This is a genomic window from Duganella sp. BJB476 (assembly GCF_003416895.1).
Classification (GTDB): domain Bacteria; phylum Pseudomonadota; class Gammaproteobacteria; order Burkholderiales; family Burkholderiaceae_D; genus Rugamonas.
Window position 1 is genome coordinate 407,501 of record NZ_QVIO01000001.1, and the last position, 16,423, is coordinate 423,923.

Annotated in this window: 11 protein-coding genes; 4 read left to right on the forward strand and 7 right to left on the reverse strand. The window is 66.3% G+C overall.

The features are described 5' to 3' along the window. Positions 1 to 4: 4 nt before the first annotated feature. Positions 5 to 571, reverse strand: a complete 567-nt coding sequence (locus D0T21_RS01805; protein WP_116988144.1) for a hypothetical protein — start codon at positions 569 to 571, stop codon at positions 5 to 7. Between the two features lie 114 nt (positions 572 to 685). Further along, the gene (locus tag D0T21_RS01810) at positions 686 to 3,121 is read right to left on the reverse strand and encodes a TonB-dependent receptor (protein WP_229211298.1); all 2,436 of its coding nucleotides are present in this window, start codon (positions 3,119 to 3,121) and stop codon (positions 686 to 688) included. A gap of 251 nt (positions 3,122 to 3,372) precedes the next feature. Between D0T21_RS01810 and D0T21_RS01815 the strand changes: the two genes are divergently transcribed. The 3 genes from D0T21_RS01815 to D0T21_RS01825 are packed head-to-tail and all read left to right on the forward strand — an operon-like array spanning position 3,373 to position 7,173. Further along, entirely contained in the window at positions 3,373 to 4,767 is a 1,395-nt protein-coding gene (locus D0T21_RS01815; protein WP_116988146.1) for an NAD(P)/FAD-dependent oxidoreductase, read from the forward strand. A 10-nt stretch (positions 4,768 to 4,777) separates the two neighbouring features. Beyond that, positions 4,778 to 6,295 carry an aldehyde dehydrogenase gene (locus D0T21_RS01820; RefSeq protein ID WP_116988147.1) on the forward strand — a complete coding sequence of 506 codons (1,518 nt, stop codon included), beginning with the start codon at positions 4,778 to 4,780 and terminating at the stop codon, positions 6,293 to 6,295. 11 nt (positions 6,296 to 6,306) lie between these two features. Then, positions 6,307 to 7,173, forward strand: a complete 867-nt coding sequence (locus D0T21_RS01825) for an SDR family oxidoreductase (protein ID WP_116989322.1) — start codon at positions 6,307 to 6,309, stop codon at positions 7,171 to 7,173. A 7-nt stretch (positions 7,174 to 7,180) separates the two neighbouring features. Here D0T21_RS01825 and D0T21_RS01830 read toward each other — a convergent pair whose 3' ends face one another. Further along, positions 7,181 to 8,236 (reverse strand): AraC family transcriptional regulator, encoded by a 1,056-nt coding sequence (locus D0T21_RS01830; protein ID WP_158567947.1) that lies wholly within the window; start codon positions 8,234 to 8,236, stop codon positions 7,181 to 7,183. A 173-nt stretch (positions 8,237 to 8,409) separates the two neighbouring features. Between D0T21_RS01830 and D0T21_RS01835 the strand changes: the two genes are divergently transcribed. Next, positions 8,410 to 9,564, forward strand: coding sequence for a hypothetical protein (locus D0T21_RS01835; RefSeq protein ID WP_116994258.1), 1,155 nt, complete (start codon positions 8,410 to 8,412; stop codon positions 9,562 to 9,564). Here the strand turns inward: D0T21_RS01835 and D0T21_RS01840 are convergent. The 4 genes from D0T21_RS01840 to D0T21_RS01855 form a co-directional block, all read right to left on the reverse strand. Next, a complete protein-coding gene (locus tag D0T21_RS01840; RefSeq protein ID WP_116988150.1) occupies positions 9,561 to 13,004 on the reverse strand; it encodes a DUF4214 domain-containing protein in 3,444 nt (1,147 codons plus the stop codon). The genes D0T21_RS01835 and D0T21_RS01840 overlap by 4 nt on opposite strands. Positions 13,005 to 13,056: 52 nt before the next feature. Continuing rightward, positions 13,057 to 14,421 carry a diguanylate cyclase domain-containing protein gene (locus D0T21_RS01845; RefSeq protein WP_229211299.1) on the reverse strand — a complete coding sequence of 455 codons (1,365 nt, stop codon included), beginning with the start codon at positions 14,419 to 14,421 and terminating at the stop codon, positions 13,057 to 13,059. A gap of 234 nt (positions 14,422 to 14,655) precedes the next feature. Then, positions 14,656 to 15,849 (reverse strand): PLP-dependent aminotransferase family protein, encoded by a 1,194-nt coding sequence (locus D0T21_RS01850; protein ID WP_116988152.1) that lies wholly within the window; start codon positions 15,847 to 15,849, stop codon positions 14,656 to 14,658. 100 nt (positions 15,850 to 15,949) lie between these two features. Next, positions 15,950 to 16,411 carry a RidA family protein gene (locus D0T21_RS01855; protein ID WP_116988153.1) on the reverse strand — a complete coding sequence of 154 codons (462 nt, stop codon included), beginning with the start codon at positions 16,409 to 16,411 and terminating at the stop codon, positions 15,950 to 15,952. Positions 16,412 to 16,423: the final 12 nt, after the last annotated feature.

A 16,423-nucleotide genomic window follows, 5' to 3' on the forward strand; every position in this document is an offset into this window, starting at 1 on the left:
GATATCATTGTTTTACGCCGATCCAGCGCAGGCGTGATGCGGCACACGGCTCCAGAAGCAGCAGCTCCGCCTGCGTATTCAGCGCGGCCTCGGTGGCGCACAGGGCCGGATGCAGGGCGGCCAGCGCCTGCATGTCCTGGACGATGCCGATCCAGGCGACGCAAGCCGCGTCGACAGCCTGCAGCAGGCCTGCCTCCACCACACCGGCGCCTCGGTAGCGGCCCACCAGTTCGTCCACCTGCCCGAAGCGGGCGCCGTGGAACAGGTGAACCAGCACCACGCCGCGCTTGCCGGGCGGTGCGTGCGGTGCGACGCTGGGCTCCAGCAGAGGAAGTGCGTGCATGCTGTCCGGCGCCTGCAACAGCATCGTGCGCTCGGTTTCCGGCGCCCTTGCCTGCGCGATGCGGGCGTTCGTCATGGTCGGATAGGCGCGCAGTGAAAGATGGTTGCCGTGCCGGCCGGCCTCCCGGAAGCAGCCAAGGACTGCGCCGTTGTGGCAGGGCTGCAACCGTGGCGGACCACGGCGCAGCATGACCACGCCGCCGGAGATAAACCGGTTTTTTTGTTCCATGCTGTGCTCCTGAAAGTGGGGCGAAGATTGGGTTGCATGGAATTTTCACGCTTCCCAGGCTGGCCCGCTGTTCAGGAGTTGCTGGAACTATTCCGAAATTGTCGCGTCAGCGCTTTATAAGCTGCCCCTCAATTCCAGCCCGATCATGCGCGGCGGGGTGATGCTGGCGAATGGCATGCCGAGCGGCTTGGTCTGGCCATCGAGGTTGTAGACGTAGCGTTTGTCGAACAGGTTGTTGACCAGCAGCGCCACGCCGAACTTGCCGCTGGCGTTGTCCCAGGCCAGGCGCAGGTCCGCCTTGCTGACCGCTGTACCGGTGCGGAAGGCAGGGGCGTTCATGCATTGCAGGGCGCGGGTGTCGTCGTTGCAGCGCGATTTGCCGTGGTAGCTGCCTTGCAGCGTCGCGTTGATCCTGCCGCCGGGCGCATCCCAGCTGCCGTTCACGCCGGCCATGCCGCTGAAGACCGGCGTACCCACCGGCTGGCCGGACAGGTTCAGCGTGGCGCCGTCGCTGCCGGTGGTTTGATAGCGATGATAGGTCTGGTCGATCAGTTCAAGTCCGGCGAACAGCGTGACGCCGGGGGCTACGCGGATGCGGCCGTCGAGGTCCAGCCCTTTGGCCTGCTGGTCGCTGCTGACGATGTTGTAGGTCGAGATGGCGCCGGTGCCGCCTAGCTTGATGTCTTGCAGGTTCTTGAAGCGGTAGGCGAACAGGGAGCCGTTCAGCGTGGCCCGGATGCTGGGGAGGTAGAGCTTGAAACCCAGCTCCAGGTTGGTCATCTTCTCGGGCGCGAAGCTTGGGTCGCGCGCCTTGGCATCGGCCGACGCCGGATTCGGCGGCGTGAAGACGTTGTAGCCGCCGGCCTGGTAGCCCTGCGACAGCGATGCGAACAACAGCAGATCGCCGGTCAGCTTATGGTCCAGCACCACGCGCGGGCTCCAGTCGCTCCAGCTGTGGGAGGCGTTGACCGGTGTGGCGGCCAGTTGTCCCGCCGCGCCGAACACCACGTTGGCCGGCAGCGATGACGCGTCCAGCCCCGCGGCCGGGCCGTAGGTGTTGAGCAGGGCGTCGAGCTCCGGCGACTGGCGCGCGGGTACGTACCACTGCATCGTCTTGCGGTCGCGGCTCCAGCGCACGCCGGTGGTCAGGTTGGTGGCCGGCGTTACGTGCCAGATGATGTCCTCGTAGACCGAGACTGCGCGGCTGTGTAGCCTGGAGTAGGTGTGCTCGCCCCATGAGAAATTCGACGAGCCATCGACACCGGGCACGCCGGCTTGCGCCAGGCCGGCGAACAGCGTGGCGAAGTCTGCGGCGCCACCCTGCATTTGGCTGATGGTGTCCAGCGTCGCCGTGTTGACGATGGCGGAAGAGGTCTGGCGCTCACGATTGTCGTAGAAGCTGACGCCGGCGATCCAGTCCAGCGTATCGGTCTTGCCGGACAGTTTGAACTCCTGCTGCCAGTTGTAGGCGTTCTTGTGATCGTCGGTGGACAGCCGGAAGTCGGCCCGGCTGGTGCCGTCGTTGTCGGTCAGGTTGGACGAGGAGAAGGTGCGGAAGGCGGTGGTCGAGCGCAGCGTCACGCCGCCCAGCGGCAGCTCGGCGCGCAGGGTGACGCCGTCGAACACGCGCCGCTCGCGGCCATCGGTGTCGTTCTCCAGCGGCGCCTTGCGCGGATCGACGAAGTTGGCGATGTAGGCAGCATCATAGACGCCGGTGTAGCCGCTCTGCGGCAGCGCGGGGTCCTTGACCACGCCGAACGCCGGCCAGCCGTGCTGGCGCAGTTGCTCGTGTTCCCACGAGAGGTTGATCGTGGCGTCCTTGATCTTCTGCTTCAGCGAAAGGCGGGTGGCCCACGAGTTGTCGCCGCCGGTACGGGTGCCGGTGGTGGTGTTGCGCACCCAGCCATCGCTGGCGGCGCGCACCACCACCAGGCGCGCCGCCGTGTCCTTCCCCAGCGGGAGATTGAGCATCGCGTCCATGTTGACGCGGTTGTAGTTGCCGACCTTGACGTGGCCGGCCACGTCGAGATTGTCGTCCGGCTCATTGGTGACGACGGATATCGCGCCGGCGGCGCTGTTGCGGCCAAACAGGGTCCCTTGCGGCCCCTTCAGCACTTCGACCCGCTGGATGTCGATGAAGTTCATCAGCGCGCCGCCGGTCTTGCCGGTGTAGACGCCGTCCACGTAGATGCCGACCGGCGTGTCGGTGCCGATGCCGAAATCGCCCGGCTGCACGCCGCGTATGCCGAACACCGGCTGCGTTGCCTGGGTGGCGTCCACCTGGAGGCCTGGCAGGTAGCCGTTCAGGTCACCGAGGTTTTTGGCGCCAAGGTTCTGGATGTCCCTGGCCGTTACGACCTCCATCGAGATCGGCACGTCCTGCGCCGACTGCGAGCGCGATTGCGCCGTGACGACCACTTTCTGTATGTCGTCGTTCGCGGCCTGCGCTGCGAACGGTGCGAGTGCGGCGCCGCCCGCAAAGGCAATGGCGATGCTGTGCGCGAGGGTGCGCATGCGGCTCGATGATGGTTGTGTTGCTGGTGTCTTCACGATATCTCCCGGGTTGATGATGGTTTTATTTTGCTGCCGTGTGAACCGAATGTAGACGCGCGCCGGACGGGGAGGGGGGCTGGATCGGACAGCCGGGGATGCCGGTGAGGCCAAGGCGGCCCCGGTGTTGCTGGGCCGCCCGTGGGGCCGCCTTGGCCGGAATTGCTCCCTGCCTGTCCTTTTGGCCCCCGTGCGTGGCCGCCTTTATTTGCACAATGAATCCTGTAATTTCATAAAACGGGAGAGTGAACATGGCGGACCAACAGACGGATAAAATTATCGATTGCGGCAACGCGGTGTGCGTGGTGGGGGCGGGGCCGGGCGGCCTGTCGGCGGCGCGGGCATTGAAGGGCATGAAGCTGGCGTACGAGCAGTTCGAACGCCATTCGGATGTGGGCGGGATCTGGGACATGAACAATCCCGGCAGCCCGATCTACGAATCGGCCCACTTCATTTCGTCGCGCGATTTGTCGGGCTTTATCGGCTTCCCGATGCCGAAGTCCTTTCCCGACTATCCCACCAACCAGCAGATACTGAGTTATGTGCGCAGCTACGCCGACGCCTTCGGCCTGCGCGGTGCGATCCGTTTCAATACGGCGGTGCAGAACGTGTACAAGGAAGACAGCGGTAAATGGCTGGTGACGCTGGGCGACGGCAGCCGCCGGCGCTATCACGCCGTCATCTGCGCCACCGGCTGCAACTGGGACCCCAATATGCCGGAGCTGAAGGGCCAGTTCAACGGCGAGATACGCCATTCCGTCACCTACAAGAGCAGCGACGAATTCGCCGGCAAGCGCGTGATGATCGTCGGTGCCGGCAACTCCGGCGCGGACATCGGCTGCGACGCGGCGGCGCGCGCCGACCAGGCCTTTATCAGCCTGCGGCGCGGCTATCACTTCATTCCAAAGCACCTGTTTGGCCTGCCGGCCGACCAGGTGGGCGAGAGCGGTCCGCAGCTGCCGATGTGGATCGCGCGACCCGTCATGGGCCTGCTGCTGAAGATGTTCACCGGCGACCTGACCCGCTTCGGCCTGCCCAAGCCGGACCATCGCCTGTTCGAGAGCCATCCGCTGCTCAACTCCCAGCTGCTGCACAATCTCCAGCACGGCAATATCGCCGTCAAGCCGGACATCGCCTACTACGACCGCGACGACGTGGTCTTCAAGGACGGCAGCCGCGAGCAGCTGGACCTGGTGATCTACGCCACCGGCTACAAGTGGAGCTGCAAATACGCGGCCGAATATTTCGAGTGGCGCGGCGGCAGGCCGCAGCTCTACCTGTCGATGTTCAGCCGCGATCACCGCAACCTGTTCGGCATCGGCTATGTCGAAACCAATTCCAGTGCCTACAAGCTGTTCGACACCGAAGCCTTCATGATCGCCGCCTATCTGCGCGACCAGCTGGACAACCCCGGCGGCGCCAGCCGCTTCGACGCGCTGATCGCCGAGGACGACCCGGACCTGTCGGGCGGCCTGAAATTCGTCAAGTCGCAGCGGCACGAGGTGTATCTGGAGGCGCATGCGCTCAAGTCCTATCTGAAGCGGCTGCGCAAGAAGATGGGCTGGCCGGAACTGAGCGAAACCTATTACGACCATTTGCGCACCAAGGCGGCGCGGCGATCGCCGGCGCTGCGCGCGGCAGCTTGAGAGGAATACTGTGGACAAGACAGTGCAGTACTACCAGCAACAGGCGACACAGCTGGATTTTGAGACCCGCGCGCTAATCGGCGGCCGCTTCGTCAACGCGGTCTCGGCCGAGGAGTTCGACTCCATCAATCCCGCCACCGGACGCAGGCTGGCCGGCATCGCGCGCTGCGGCGCCTTCGAGGTGGACGACGCGGTCGGCGCGGCGCGCCTGGCCTTCGAGCGCGGACACTGGTCGGGCGCCTCGCCCAAGCACCGCAAGAAGGTGCTGCTGCGGTTGGCCGAGCTGGTCGAGGCCAACCTGGAAACGCTGGCGCTGATGGAGAGCCTGGATTCCGGCAAGCCGATACGCGACGCGCTGGGGGCCGACCTGCCGGACATGATCGAGAGCCTGCGCTGGCACGCCGAGGCGGCCGACAAGCTGTACGACCAGATGGCGCCGACCGCACCCGATGTGGTGGCGATGATCGTGCGTGAGCCGATCGGGGTGGTGGGTGCGGTCCTGCCGTGGAATTTTCCGCTCTACCTGGCCGGCTGGAAGATCGGCCCGGCGCTCGCCAGCGGCAATTCGATGGTGATCAAGCCCGCCGAGCAGACCTCGCTGACGGCGCTGATGCTGGGCCGCCTGGCGCTGGAGGCGGGCCTGCCGGAGGGCGTGCTGAATATCGTGCCGGGCTACGGCGAGACGGTGGGGCAGGCGATGGGCCGGCACCGCGACATCGACTGCATCAGCTTTACCGGTTCGGGCGAGGTGGGGCGGCTGTTCCTCAAATACTCGGCCGAATCGAACCTGAAGCGGGTGGTGCTCGAATGCGGCGGCAAGAGCCCGGCGCTGGTGCTGGCCGACGCCGCCGACCTGCCGCGCGTGGCGCAGCAGGTGGCCACCGGGGCGCTGTTCTGCCAGGGCGAAAACTGCAGCGCCGGTTCGCGCCTGATCGTGCACCGCTCGCGCAAGGACGAGCTGCTGGAGCTGGTCAAAGGCGCGTTCGACGAGTGGCGGGTCGGCGATCCACTCGACCCCGCCACGCGGGTCGGTGCGCTGATCGAGCCTGCTCACATGCAGCGCGTGCTGGCCTACATCGACGGCGGCAAGGCGCAGGGCGCGCATCTGGTGCACGGCGGCGCGCAGGTGCGACGCGACTCCGGCGGCAGCTTTGTCGAGCCGACCATCTTCGACCACGTGCAGCCGGGGATGAACATCGCCCGCGAGGAGATCTTCGGGCCGGTGCTGTCGGTGCTGGGCTTCGACACGCTGGCCGAGGGCGTGGCGATGGCCAACGACACCAACTACGGCCTGGCGTCCTCGGTCTACACCAGCAACCTGGACGCGGCGCATGGCGTGGCACGGGCGATACGGGCCGGCACCGTGTCGGTCAACTGCTTCTCCGAGGGCGACACCGGCGTGCCGTTCGGCGGCTACAAGGAGTCCGGTTTCGGCGGGCGCGAAAAATCGCTGATGGCGCACGACCAGTACACCGAGACCAAGACCATCTGGATGCAGCTGGGCGCGGCCGGCGGCATCAACACCTGAGAGGAATGCACATGGCTACAACATCGAAGGGCGGCCGGATCGCCCTCATCACCGGCGGCGCCGGCGGCATCGGCCGCGAGATCTGCCGCGGCTTCATCGAGCGCGGCATCATCTGCGTGCTGGCCGACCATAACCAGGAGGCGCTGGACCGCGCGACGGCCGAGCTGGGGCCGGCGGCGGTGGGCGTGGCGGTCGACCTGTCCGATTTCAGCAAGCTGCCCGCCTTGCTGGCCTTCGTGCAGGCGCGCTACGGGCGGCTCGACATCCTGGTCAACAACGCCGCCATCACCGGCACCGGGCACTTCGAGGAGCGCCCGGTCGATAACATCCTGGCGGAGCTGAACATCAACCTGCTGTCGCCGATCGTGCTGACCCGATTGGCCTTCGCCGCCTTGCAGCGCAGCGGCGACGGTCGCGTGATCAACACCGTGTCGCTGGGCGGCATCTTCCCGCTGCCGGAAACCGGGGTCTATTCGGCCACCAAGTTCGGCCTGCGCGGCGCCATGCTGTGCCTGGGCATGGACCGCGAGCGGCACGGCGTGCATGTCGGCAGCGTGCTGCCCTCCGCCACGGAGACGCCGATGCTGATGCGCGAGGCGGTCGAAGGCGGCAACACCCTGCAGTTCATGGATCCGCCGCAGCAGCCGGCAGACGTGGCGCGCCAGGTGATGCTGATGCTGGACAGCCCCTGCCTGGAGCGCTATCCGCGCTGGAGCGAGTCCTGGTCGGTGCGGCTGGCGATGCTGGCGCCGAATTTTCTGCCGCGCTTGATACCGCTGTTCCGCAAAAAGGGAGTGCGCGGCCACGCGCGCTACCTGGAGTCGCTGCGCAAGCGCGGGCTGGCGGTTGCCCACGAGGGGAAGTGGGAGTTGTCCTGACGATGGACTAGGCCCAGGCGTTCAGGCGCGGCGCGGCGGCGCCTTGCCGCACCTGGTTCGGCAGCATGCCGGACCAGCGCTTGAACGCGCGGCGGAAGTTGCGCGCATCGGTGAAGCCGGTGGCCATGGCGATTTCCACCAGCGGCATGTCGCTGCGCTTGAGCAGGTCGAGCGCGCATTCGTAGCGGACCTGGTCGACCAGGCGCTGATAGGACGTGTTCAGGTCCGACAGACGGCGGCGCAGCGTGCGCTCGCTGAGATTGAGCGCTTCGCCGATCGCGGCCAGGCCGGGTACTTCGTCGACCGAGGCACGCAGCAGGTTCATGATCGATTCCACCAGATCGTTGCGCGGCTGGTCGACGGCCAGCAGTTGGTCGATCTGCGCCTGCAGGGTGGCCTGCATGTAGCGGTCGTAGGTGGGCAGCGGGCAGTGGAACCAGGCCATGTCGCAGATCAGCCGGTTCAACGGCGCGTTGAACACCACCGGGCAGCGGAAGTATTCGTTGTAGGCGCTGGCATAGGCGGGACGCGGGTAGCGCAGCTCCAGCCGCGCCGGGCGGAAGTGCGAGCCGACCAGCGCGCGCGATACTTCGACGCTGCTGACGAAAATCTCCTCGATGAAAAACGGCTCCATCTCGGGATCGTGAAAACGGGTCGTCACCTCGGCGACGAAGTGATGCTCGTCGAGGACGCCGAGTTCATTGACGGTGAAGGCGCCGGCCGCGCGCTGGTGCCGGATCAGGTAGTGGAACGCCTCGCCCAGCGTGGCGCAGGTGAGCATGCCCAGGCCCGGCAGGCCGAAACAGACCACGGTCTGGCGCGCGCCGGTGGCGATGCCGATGGCCGGGTCGCCCCAGCGCTGCATGGCGCGCTTGACCAGTTGGCTGGTCTGGCGATAGGAGACGCGGAAGCCGGCGTCACACAGATTCTCGGGCGTGAAGCCCAGTCCCTTGCACAGGCGTTCGGGCGAGTGGCCGCGGCCGGCCAGCAGTTGCAGCACCTGGCGGATCACATGGGGCGCTACGTCGGCATCGGCATCGGGGTGGTGGGATTTCGCCGTCACGGGTGCTCCTTTTGAAGATGTAGCCAGCATAGTATGGATTTGTGCGCATGGGGCGTCCGGCGCGGAAATGGCCGTTTGAGTGTCTGTTTCTGGCCGTTTTGGACCTCTGCCGGCGCGGCGCCGCCGTATGCTTGGTGTCGGCGCGCAGAGTCGCCGCATACCTCGGAGAACAGATGATCATCACGCCAGCGCAGCCCGCGCGCCAATCCCGCCCCACCTTGATCCTGGCCTGCTGCTGGGCGCTGGGCATAGGCGGCACCACCATGATGCCGCTGCTGGTGACCAACGCGATGGCGCGCCTGCGGCTGGACGAGGGCCAGGCCACCATGCTGGCCGGGGCGGAGATGTTGGGCATGCTGGCCGGCTGCATCGTACTGCCGGCGCTGGCCCGGCGCTGGCCGTCCCGGCTCACCGCCGGCGCGCTGGTGCTGCTGGTGTGGAGCCAGGTGCTGTCGGCGCTGATCGTGTCGGCGCCGGCGTTCGCGGCGGCGCGCTTCGCGGCCGGCTTCTGCGAGGCGCAGATGATCGTCATGGTCGGCATTTGCCTGGCCTGCCACCGCGACGCGGAACGCCTGTGGGGCGTGGTGCTGCTGCTTTCCGGGCTGGCCGTGGCGGGGGTGTTCACGCTGCTGTCGCTGCTGCCCGGCGTGGCGAACGGCAGCGGCATCTGGTACGGCCTGGCGCTGCTGGCGGCGGTGCTGGGAGTGGGGGCGGTGCGCGTGCCGGTGCTGATGCCGCCGCAGCAGCCGGAAGTGTATGTGGGCCGGCGGCGCGGCCGGGCCGAGGTGTGGCTGGCGTGGGGCGTGTTCGTCGGCGTGTACAGCGTGCAGGCGGGCGTGTGGGCGGTGTCGGCCTTGCAGGGCGAACGTATCGGCCTGTCCTTGCCGGCCACGGGGACGTTGTTGTCGCTGTCTTCGCTGCTGGGCTTCTTCGGCGCGGTGGTGCCGGCGATACCGGCGCTGGCGGCGCGGCGCGGACTGACGGTGATGGCGGCGCTGGCGGTGATGTCGGCGTCGGTGGCCGGCTTCTTCACCGCGCACGGCGCGGCGGCCTTCTTCATCGCCCAGCTGGCGCTGAACGCCGCCTTCTATACCGTGATGGCGATACTGAACAGTTTTATTTCGGCGCGCGATCGCGACGGCTCGCTGCTGTCGCAATCGGTGGTGGTGACGTTTGCCGCGGTGGCGCTGGGTACGGTCGGCGCCGGGGCGCTGTTCCAGGGCATGGGTGCTTGGGGCGTGATCCTGTTTTCGCTGCTGGCGCTGGCCGGCAGCGTGCCGCTCGGGCTCAAGGCCCTGCGCGCACGCCCTGCACCATTGCCGTTCTAGCCGTAGGGAGTGTAGGCGAAGCCCTGGCCGATCACCGGCAGCAGCGCCGCCTGGTTTTCCGCGCTTTCGCTGAAGTTGTACAGCACTTCGGCGCGCTCCACGCCCTTGTGCAAACCGTTTGTCCAGAAATCGAAGCCGCCCTGCTCGGGGGCGCGGTGCAGGATGTTGGTGTACAGATTGGTGACGAAATCGTGGTCGCTGACGCCGTCGCCATATTGCTTCTTGAATTCATCGCTGATCAGGAAATTTTGCGCGACCTCCTTGAGGGTGATCCCCTTGTCCAGCGCGTTGATCCAGAAGCCGACGCCGCCCAGGTCCGGCGTGCGGTTGAACGCCGCCTGGTACAGCCGGTAGGCCTGGCCGCCGTGGCCGTCGATATCGAGCGCCAGCGCATGGTTCGGGAACAGCAGCCGTTCGACCCCGGTCAGGGTGTCGCCGCCGGTGGCGCCATGCTGGCTGACGGTGGCCTGGCCTTTTTGCAGCGAGATGTCCAGCGCGCCCTTGCTGTCGTCGTAGAACGCGGTATCGATGCCGGCGCCGCCGTCGATCTTCTTGCCGCTGGCGTTGCCGGTGAGGAGGTCGTTGCCGCTGCCGCCGACGGTGGCGGCGGACGCGGTGGTGAAGGTGTAGGCGGTGTGGCCGGCGTAGCGGTTGCCGGCCAGATCCAGTACGCTGCCCAGCGGCAGCGCCAGGGTATAGGTCACGCCGGGGCGCAGGTTGACGTGCGGGTCGAGCTGCAGCGCGTTGCCGCTGGCGCTGAACAGCGCCGCGCCGTCGGCCGCCTTGACGGCCACGCCGTGGTCGTCGGTCAGCGCCAGGCCGGCGCCGGCCGCAATCGCTTCGTTGAAGGTCAGCGTGAGTTTGGGGTGGAGCGCGACGCCGGTGGCGCCGCTGACGATGGATGCGGCGCTCAGCAGCGGGGCGGTGATGTCGCCCGATCCGAACGTGGCCTTGATTTCATAAGCGGCAGGCACCGGCTTGTTGGCCGGGGTGCTCAGCGTCAGGTAGTAGTCGCCGGCAGAGCCCGCTGCGTAGCGTGTGATCGTATGGCCGGCATCGACGCTCTGGCTGATCGCTTTGATTGGGTCCAGGGCTGTGCCTGCGAACACGCTCAATGTTACCGCGCCGTCGGATGCGCCCAGGTCCACGGTGAGCACGCCGCTCTCGGTGACGTGCACCTTGAACGTATCGGTGTCGAAGAGGCTGCTATGGATCTGGCTCTTCACCAACTGGCCGAGGTCCAGTGCGCTGGCATATTCCCGCTGACCGCTGATGTCGTCGCCGGCAATCCCCAGTAATGCTTTCAGCGTATAGCTGGCCGGCGCGGGCGCGGCGCCTGCATTGACGACCTTGACGTAGTAGTCGCCGTAGGCCCCGGACAGAAAGCCCAGGCGGAGTTCCTGCGGGACGCTGACGTCGGCATACGAGCGCAGCGCCTTGCCGGCGCTGTCGACGATTTGCAGTGTCGGGCCATTGGTCTGTTGGCCGGCGGCGCCGCTCAGTTGTGGCGAGCTCAAATAGATCGAGAACGACTCGTCCGCATGCAGCGTGATTTTGAATACGTCGGAGGCGCCGGCCGATGCCAGCGTGCCTTGCACCTGTTGGCCGTAGGTGAGCGCGCCGGCATGGGCGTTATCGTTGCCAGGGACGGGGTCGGCGACTGCCTTGGTCAAGTGCAGCTGGTAGGTGCTGCCCTTGGCTTCGCTGGCGGATGCCACTTCGACATAGTAGGTGCCGCTGGTGGTAGGCGTGTACTGTGGCAGCCTGGTATGCGGCGGCGGACCGGCGAAGTTCATGGCGAAGCCGTTGGCGAGCTCGGTGCCGGATGCATTCTTCAGGCTCAGCTGGACGCTGCTGTCGGCTTCGAGGTCGACCACATAGGCGGTGCCGGCTTCCAGCGTGACCGCGATCCAGTCGCGGTCGCCGCCGCCCTGGCCCAGCATGCCCTTGATGGCGCCGCCCACCGCCAGCACGCCGGTGGTGCTGGTGTTGGCGCTGTAGTCGTCGTCGGCGTCCAGGCTGGTCTTGATCGTGTAGCTGCGATTGGCCGGCGTGTCGGTGTTGGCAGAAAACGCGGCGCTTGCCGCCAGGTAGTAGGTGCCGCTGGTGGTGGGCGTCATGCCGAACGAGATGGTGCTGCCGCTGCCTTTGTGGACGACGGTGCCATCTGCTGCATACAGCGCCACCTGCACACCGGACGAGGTATCGGACGGCGCTGTGAACGCATAATTGAGACCGGCGGTCAGCTCCAGCTTGACCATGTCGACATCGCGCGCCATTTGCAGCTTGCCGCTCATGGTGGCGCCGACGGCCAGCTTGGTGGCGGCGTCCCTGGTGTCGGCGTAGTCGTCCTCTGCGGCCGTGGCGCTGAGGGTGTAGCTGCGCGAGCCGGTCTGCGGCGTCGCGTTGTTGGCGTCGCCGACGTCCAGCGTGTAGGTGCCGGTGGTCTTCGCCTTCATCGCAAACGAGAAGATCTTGGCCGTGCTGCTGATGGCGCCGTAGTCAAAGGCGTTGTTGCCGGCAGGGTCGCGCAGCAGCAGGTTGGCCGAGTGGCCGCTGGCGACGGCGCCGGTATTCTGGATGGTCACCGAGTAGATCGTGCCGGCCACCATGTCCAACGTGAACCGGTCGACGTCGCCGTCGTATTGCAGCGCGCCTTTGGCCGGAGCGTCCACCGTCAGGTGACCCGGCTGGCTGTCGTTGCCGCTGTAGTCGTCGACCAGCGTGGTCGCGGTGGCGGTGTAGGCGCCGGAGCCGTGCGCCGTCACGGCGACGTAGAAGTCGGCATCGGTGGCCGATTCGATCACGCCGGCGTTGGTAGGCAGCAGCTTGCCCTTGGCGTCGTAGGCTTGCACGGAGCCGTAGCTTCGGTTGTCGTCGCCGTCGGCCCTGATCTGGTAGTGCTGGCCGGCTTCGGCGTGGAATTTGAACCAGTCGACATCGTCGGCGCGCTCGAACACGCCGCGGCCCGGGGCGCCGATGCTGATGACGCCGGTGGTTGCGGTGCTGGCCGGCAGATCGTCGGCGGCCGGATAGCTGGCCGACACGGTGTAGCTGCCGCTGAGGTAGCCGGTGAGGCTGGCTTCCAGGTAGTAGATCCCGCTGACCGTCGGCGTGAACTGCGTGAGCGGGGGCAGGTAATAGCGGGCGGAGCTCAAGCTCGCTTGCGCCTCGCCGGCGCTGTTGAACAGGTGCAGGGACGAATACGAATAGTCCGCCAAGGTACCGGCCCCATCGGCCTTGCCGGTGAGCGTGAATAAATAGGTGGTGCCGGCCTGGAGCGAGATCTTGAACCAGTCGCGGTCGTTTGTCACATAGCCGCCGCTTGGGGCCTCGAAATTCCCGGTGGCGGAGCCGCCGGCGGTCAAGAGTCCTGTGGTGCTGGTGTCGGAGCTGAAGTCGTCGGTCATGCTGGGGCGGCGGAATGGGCGGACCGGCATTGTAACAATATTTCCAACCGGAAAAACTATCCGATTGTCACCCGCCGCCCGGCTAGCGCATCACCAGCGCCTTGACCGCTTCCATCGCGGCGCTGCCGGTCTGGGTGGCCTGCACCTGGTTGCGGCCGCCTTCCTTGGCCACGTACATGGCGCGGTCGGCTGCGACGAACAGCGATTCGGTGTTGTCCAACTGGTGCGGGGTGATGGTGGCCACGCCGATGCTCACCGTCAGCCAGGCCGAGGTGGTCGAGCGCGGATGCGGGATCTGCAGCGATTCGACATGGGCGCGGATCGATTCGGCCAGCAGGTAGGCCGAGTCGCCGTCGGTTTCGGCGAACAGCAGCACGAACTCCTCGCCGCCGTAGCGCGCCGCGAGGTCGGTCGGGCGCAGCGCGTGCGAGGCGATCGCCTGCGCCACCTGCTGCAGGCAGGCGTCGCCGGCCGGGTGGCCCAGGGTGTCGTTGTACAGCTTGAAGTGGTCGACGTCCAGCACCACCAGCGACAAGGGCTGGGCGCTGCGCATGGCGCGCTGCCATTCCTTCTCGAGGAAGCTGTCGAAGTGGCGGCGGTTGGCGATCTTGGTCAGCGGGTCGACCATGGCGGCCCGTTGCAGCGCGTCTTCCGACTGCTTGTGGTGGGTGATGTCGTGCAGCAGGCCGATGAACAGCGGCTGGCGCAAATACATCGGCGTCAGGGTCAGGTCCATGCACACCGAGCTGCCGTTGCGGTGGCGGATGATCACTTCGCGCGTGCCGTGGCTGTGCGCCGTCTCGGGCGCGGCGGCGTAGCGGTCGAAGTAGTCCAGGTATTCCTGCGCCACCAGGGGATTGAGCAGGTCGGCGATGGCGCGCCCGGCCAGTTCGTTTTCCTGGTAGCCCAGGTATTTGTCGCAGGCCGGGTTGGTGAACTGGATGCGGCCGTCCGCCTCGATGATCAACAGGCCCTCGGCCATGTTGTTGACGATGGTGCGCAGGCGCTCGGCCTGTTCTTCCTGGGTCTCGCTCTTGCTGCGGATGTGCAGCTGGGTGCGCACGCGGGCGCACACTTCGGCCATGCGCAGCGGCTTGCTGATGTAGTCGACCGCGCCGATGTCGAAGCCGGCCACCACGTCCTCGGTCTCGGTGCGGGCGCTCATGAAGATCACCGGGATGCGCTGGGTGGCGGCGTGGCTTTTCAGCTGGCGGCAGGTCTCGAAGCCGTCCATGCCGGGCATCATGACGTCGAGCAGGATCAGGTCGGGATGGACCCGGCGGGCGATCTTCAGCGCCCGCTCGCCGGAGGTGGCGACGAAGGTCTGATAGCCTTGCTGGACCATCAGCTTGCGCAGTGCGCTCAGGTTCTCCGGCGCGTCGTCCACTATGAGTATCGCGGCATCGCGCCGCGTGGCAAGGATGGGATGGGGAACTGGGGTGAACAAAGGCTGGCCTGATCTGAAAGTGACTATCCGTTCAAATCATAACGCTTCAGCTCGGCTGCGGGTGAAAAAAAATCCGCAGTTTTTTGAGGATTTCTTCGGAAGTGACTGGGATGCCACATCAACCGGGGACTGGCTTGCCTATTGTTGATGGGATGTTACTGCTTTGGTGGGGTTTTGTTACTTTTGGTGATAATGCTGTGGGCGGCGAGCGCCGCCCACGACAGGTACGACGACTTAGATCTTGGCGGCGATCAGCTTGCCCAGGATCTCGATGCCGGTGCGGATGCGGTCCGGCGCCACGGTGACGAAGGACAGGCGCAGCGTGTTGGTTTCCGGCTCGTTGGCGTAGAACGGCGAACCCGGCACGAAGGCGACTTTCTGGGCGATGGCTTCGTCCAGCAGCTTCATGGCGTCGATGTGCTTAGGCAGCGTGACCCAGATGAACATGCCGCCTTCCGGCTTGGTCCACTCGACGCCGGCCGGGAAGTGCTGGGCCATGGCGTCCAGCATGACCTGGCACTGGTCGCCGTACAGGGTGCGGATTTTCGGGATGTGGCGGCCCAGGAAGCCGTCCTTGATCACTTCGTGCACCACCATCTGGGTCAGCTGCGAGGTGTGCAGGTCGGCGGCCTGCTTGGCCAGCTCCAGGCGGCGCACCAGCGGCAGCGGGGCGACCACGTAGCCCAGGCGGATGCCGGGGGTCAGCACCTTGGAGAAGGAGCCCATGTAGATGACGCCGTCCGGGTTCATCGCCACCATCTTCGGCAGCGGGTCGCCCTTGTAGCTCAGGGCGCCGTACGGATCGTCCTCGATCAGCGGCAGGCCGAGGCGGGCGCAGGTTTCCACCAGCTCCAGGCGGCGCTCGACGGACAGGGTGCGGCCGGTCGGGTTCTGGAAGTTCGGCAGCGCGTACAGCAGGCGTGCGCCCTGGGCGACGGCATCCAGCGACGACGGCACCAGGCCGTGTTCGTCGGTTTCCACCGATTTGAATTCAGGACGGTAGACCGAGAACGCCTGCAGCGCGCCCAGGTAGGACGGCGTCTCGACCAGCACGCGGCTGCCTTCGTCGATCAGCACTTTGCCCAGCAGGTCCAGCGCTTGCTGGGAGCCGGAGGTCATCAGCACCTGTTCCGGCACGATCTTGGCGCCGTTGGTCGACAGCGAATCGGCGATCCACTGGCGCAGCGGCAGGTAGCCGTCGGTCGGGCCGTATTGCAGGGCGACCTTGCCGTTTTCGCTCAGCACCTTGTCGAAGGCGGCCTTCATTTCGTCGATCGGGAAGGTCAGCGGCGACGGCAGGCCGCCGGCGAAGGAGATGATCTCCGGCTGCTGGGTGATCTTCAGGATCTCGCGGATGAAGGACGATTGCAGCTGGTCGGCGCGTTCGGAGAAGCGCCACTGGATCGGATTAGGGTTTTCGATTTTCATACATGTCTCACTAGAGGATGCCGGCGCTGCCGGCTATTCAACAAGCTCGCTTGTGGCGTGCTCTTATAAAAGGAACGACTCCGGATAAGGAGCCGCCCGCTTACGCGACTTCCGCGATCAGTTCGATTTCGACGCAGGCGCCAAGCGGGATTTGTGCGACACCAAAGGCCGAGCGGGCGTGCTTGCCGGCTTCGCCGAAGACTTCGCCCAGCAGCTCGGAGGCGCCGTTGGTGACCAGGTGCTGTTCGGTGTAGTCGGCCGTGGAGTTCACCAGGCTCATGACCTTGACGATGCGCTTGACGCGGGTCAGGTCGCCGCCGACGGCCGCTTGCAGCGTGCCCATCAGGTCGACGGCGATGGCGCGCGCGGCGGCCTTGCCTTCGGCGGTGTCGATATTCTTGCCCAGCTGGCCGACCCACACGCTGCCGTCGGCGCGCTTGGCGATATGACCCGACAGGAACACCAGGTTGCCGGTTTGGGCGTACATGACGTAGGCGGCGGCCGGGGTGGCGGGTGCGGCCAGGGTGATATCGAGCGCTTTCAGTTTTTCGTAGACAGACATGTGTTATCCAAA